Annotated in this window: 4 protein-coding genes; all 4 read right to left on the bottom strand. The window is 32.6% G+C overall.

What is annotated here, in order from left to right; genetic code table 11:
* Positions 1–148 precede the first annotated feature (148 nt).
* Entirely contained in the window at positions 149–787 is a 639-nt protein-coding gene (locus ACJMLH_RS06555; protein WP_405275930.1) for a DUF447 domain-containing protein, read from the bottom strand.
* A gap of 95 nt (positions 788–882) precedes the next feature.
* Complete coding sequence (locus ACJMLH_RS06550) at positions 883–1,971, bottom strand: GTP-binding protein (protein ID WP_405275928.1); 1,089 nt, start codon at positions 1,969–1,971, stop codon at positions 883–885.
* Positions 1,972–2,120: 149 nt separating this feature from the next.
* On the bottom strand, positions 2,121–2,882 hold the full coding sequence (locus tag ACJMLH_RS06545; RefSeq protein ID WP_405275926.1) for a tRNA(His) guanylyltransferase Thg1 family protein: 762 nt from the start codon (positions 2,880–2,882) through the stop codon (positions 2,121–2,123).
* A gap of 78 nt (positions 2,883–2,960) precedes the next feature.
* Positions 2,961–3,095: a hypothetical protein gene (locus ACJMLH_RS06540; protein WP_405275924.1), complete on the bottom strand. Its 135-nt coding sequence runs from the start codon at positions 3,093–3,095 to the stop codon at positions 2,961–2,963.
* Between the last annotated feature and the right edge of the window lie 216 nt (positions 3,096–3,311).

The following is a 3,311-nucleotide window of genomic DNA, read 5'->3' as shown; positions in this document are numbered from 1 at the left end:
ATTGTTTCATCCTTTTTCAATTCTTTCATGATTTTGTCTACTTCCTTTTTCTCAACGCCTGAAAGTTCGCTGACTTTTTTGGCGTTTAAAGGTTCTTCAGAATTTTTAAATGCTTCTATTACTTTTTCCTTATCACTCATGATATCACCTATATATCCAATCCCTTTTCAATCATCTTTTCCCTTAGATTAGCCATGGACTCCTTAACATCCTTTTCGGCGACTCTTTGGATAACACGTTCATTTTCAAGGAATCTTTTCTTGTATTCCTCTTTTTTTGCCTCATCAACTAAATCTGCTCGAGAGTAGTCAATCAATGATTCCAAAAATGAGTATAATCCTCGGTTAAGTGCTCTTGCACCTTTTTTGTTGATTGTAATCTTAATGTTTTCAGCCACTACAATATAGCTTTTGGCACCTTCATTGACATGATCCCCTTCAGCATCTAATTCCTCTATTGACTTTACAAGACAAATGAAGTATGCATCCGCATTTTTTAAATATGCTATGTCATCATCCTTTACAAATTTGAGATTATCCAGATTGTCATATAATGAATCGGCAAAAATTTGAGGATTTTGCGTAATGTTTACAACAAACATTTTTGTTTGTCTGATGTTTTCAAGGGTTTTGCTTCCATCAAAAATACGTGCCGCAATGTCATAATCATTTATGCATTTTACGCCTATTGGAGCTGCATTCATTTCACCCGCATTGTTCATGGTAGTGAAAATAGCTTCATATCTTGCTTCTTTTTCCATTCCAATGCTTTCCAAACTAAAAGACATTTACTCACCAAATCATATTATATTGATTTTGCTATTAATTTTTTTTGTTAAACATATTAATGCAATCTTTACTTTTTTGAAAATTGACTGTACAGTTAAAGAAAATACAGTTCTCCCAATAAAACGTCTTTATCTGTCATTATAGAACCCATTTTGCCGGCAGGAATTTCATCGCATGCAAATTGATGGGGTCCGTCATATATGAAAGTATGCATAACTTTTATTGTCTCCAGGGAGTTCATTAAATGAATTTCATCACCCTTTTTAAGTGTGCCGCTGAAAATTCTACAATAGATTGATTTGGGAAATATTTCAGAATGCTTTTCACCAAAAAACATCACAATTAATGGACCCTCAGGGTCTGCATCAATCATTGATTCGGCCATATCTGTACCAATTTCATTTTTACAGATTATCGGAAGCCTATAAGTAAGGGACTTTGATGTTACTGGAGAATTGGCAATTATACATTCAAATATTGCTTTACTAATCGGTATTTTCTCATCGAGATTTGTGTAAATACTATTTTTCACAGTTTGCTGAATCTCTTTAAATTCAATTCCTGTTTTTTCAGACACTTCCCTGTTGAAACCCCAGCCATGAGTCGCAGATCCGAAAATGACATTGCCCTTTTCCACTTCTATATTCCAGTCGTCACTGCCCCTTTCCTTTTCAATTATATCATTTACTTTTGCCATGATATATGCAATCCTTCGAACCAACTGTTCAATCTCATCATCTTCATAAATTCTAATTAACATATCCAACTTATTGATAATCAGAATAGGTTTAATCTTATTTCTAATAACAGATTGTATCAGTTCGGTGTATTTCTCAATGACATTTTCTTCAGTTGAGCTGATTACTATCAGACAGGTGTCAGCCGAATTCAACAGGCATTCCTGATTCTTTATCAGGTATGTGGGAAAATTAGTGAAATTAATTAAATACTCATTATTTTCAAATTCATAGATTGTAGAAAATGTATTTATCTCTCCTTCTTTTGTAAGCCTCATGTACTTATGGGGATCATATAAAATATCATCTTCAATTGAATATCCCTCTTCGTATGAAAATCTTTCAAGCAAACTTTTTGCACCGTTGTCTATAAATGAAAGAACAAGTACATTTCTGACATTTTCCACATTGCATTTGAATTCTTTAGCTTTGCTTATGCCTAACATATAGATTAACCAATATTCAATTTAATTTTTAAAACAGAGTATTCATTATTCTAATATTAACCATTATCATATAATACTATTTTCATTGGATAAAAAATAATCATCGACATTTTCAATTAAATGCAAAAAAAGAAAATTGATGACGGTTTTTAACCATCATCTAAAAATTCCAATACATAATCCTTGTATTCAACTCCGTATGGAATTTCATAATCAACAAAAAGCTCTCTTCTTTTTGTAATTACTTTTTCGTTTTTAATAGGGTTGAACCCTTCTCTTTCAACTTCCTTAAAGTAGATTCCGCATCCGTATCTTTGCCATGCAGGAACACTGTCAAAGTCAATGCCTTTTTCGGCCAGTAATTCTTTTTTGAATTTAGGACCTTTACCGTTGAGGATTCTGGAAGCCTGAGAAGCTGTTTTTCCTTCATCCCTTAAAGTCCAGTAACAGTATCCGTTAAGAGAGTTTCTGTAGGAATCTTCCTGTCTCCATCTGAAATAATCCCCAACTCTTTTTTTATCAGGAAGCGGTACTACACGACTGTCAAATGTTGCAATTTGACCAATTTTAAGTGAAAATGCTGCACTGGCTTCTCCTGCAAGAGTTGTGTTGATTTTTCTGGTTTTTCTGGAGAAAGTGTTATCACTTGGATGGAACAAAAGTGAAATCTCGTCACTCTCTGTGTATCCATAAACAATCTTAAAACCGGATTCCATAAGAGATTTTACTGTATCAGTCATTAAATCTCTGAATTTCTCGTCGAATGGAGTTTTGAATTTGCATACCCTTTTTGTTAAGCGTGTAAATGAACGTCCGTCAAGACGTACTGCAATATACTGATCTTGCGGAACATACTGGTCAAGGGATTCTTCATAAACTCTCATTTCCTTGTCAAAGTCATCAAAGTGCATTTGTTTTTCACCTCAAAATAATATATTATTTTCCCATCATATAAATTATATAAATAAAAAACTTTACATCACATGAAATTAAGTGTCAAATACATTATTAATGAATTCACAGACATTTTCCCTTGTTATTATCATACCATTTTCAAGCCTGACCGTTTCATTAAGTTCCATTGTTACGAATGAAAGTTCAGCTATTTTTTCAAAATCCAACATTATAACTCCCAACAGATTATTTCTTCAAATTAACCATTAGGATATAATCCTATTTAAAATCAGCAGTTTTAAATGCCTGCAATTTTGCAAATTCAAAGCAATTTTAGTAAATGAATGAAATTTTAAAAAAAAGAAGAGAAATTAGAATTTAAAGACATCCTTAGCCCAGCTAAGTCTAGGTTTATATTCCAAAACTTCCTGATCATATGTCTTTTC

Origin of the sequence: Methanobrevibacter sp. (assembly GCF_045116495.1) — an archaeon.
Classification (GTDB): Archaea; Methanobacteriota; Methanobacteria; order Methanobacteriales; family Methanobacteriaceae; genus Methanocatella.
Note: the sequence above shows the minus strand (reverse complement) of the source record. Positions and strands in the feature narration are given on the sequence as shown.

What these genes read in the sequence shown, in the direction of transcription:
- ACJMLH_RS06545 (WP_405275926.1), bottom strand. Translation starts at nt 2,882, where the DNA reads ATGCACTTTGATGACTTTGACAAGGAAATGAGAGTTTATGAAGAATCC.
- ACJMLH_RS06555 (WP_405275930.1), bottom strand. Translation starts at nt 787, where the DNA reads ATGTCTTTTAGTTTGGAAAGCATTGGAATGGAAAAAGAAGCAAGATAT.
- ACJMLH_RS06540 (WP_405275924.1), bottom strand. Translation starts at nt 3,095, where the DNA reads ATGTTGGATTTTGAAAAAATAGCTGAACTTTCATTCGTAACAATGGAA.
- ACJMLH_RS06550 (WP_405275928.1), bottom strand. Translation starts at nt 1,971, where the DNA reads ATGTTAGGCATAAGCAAAGCTAAAGAATTCAAATGCAATGTGGAAAAT.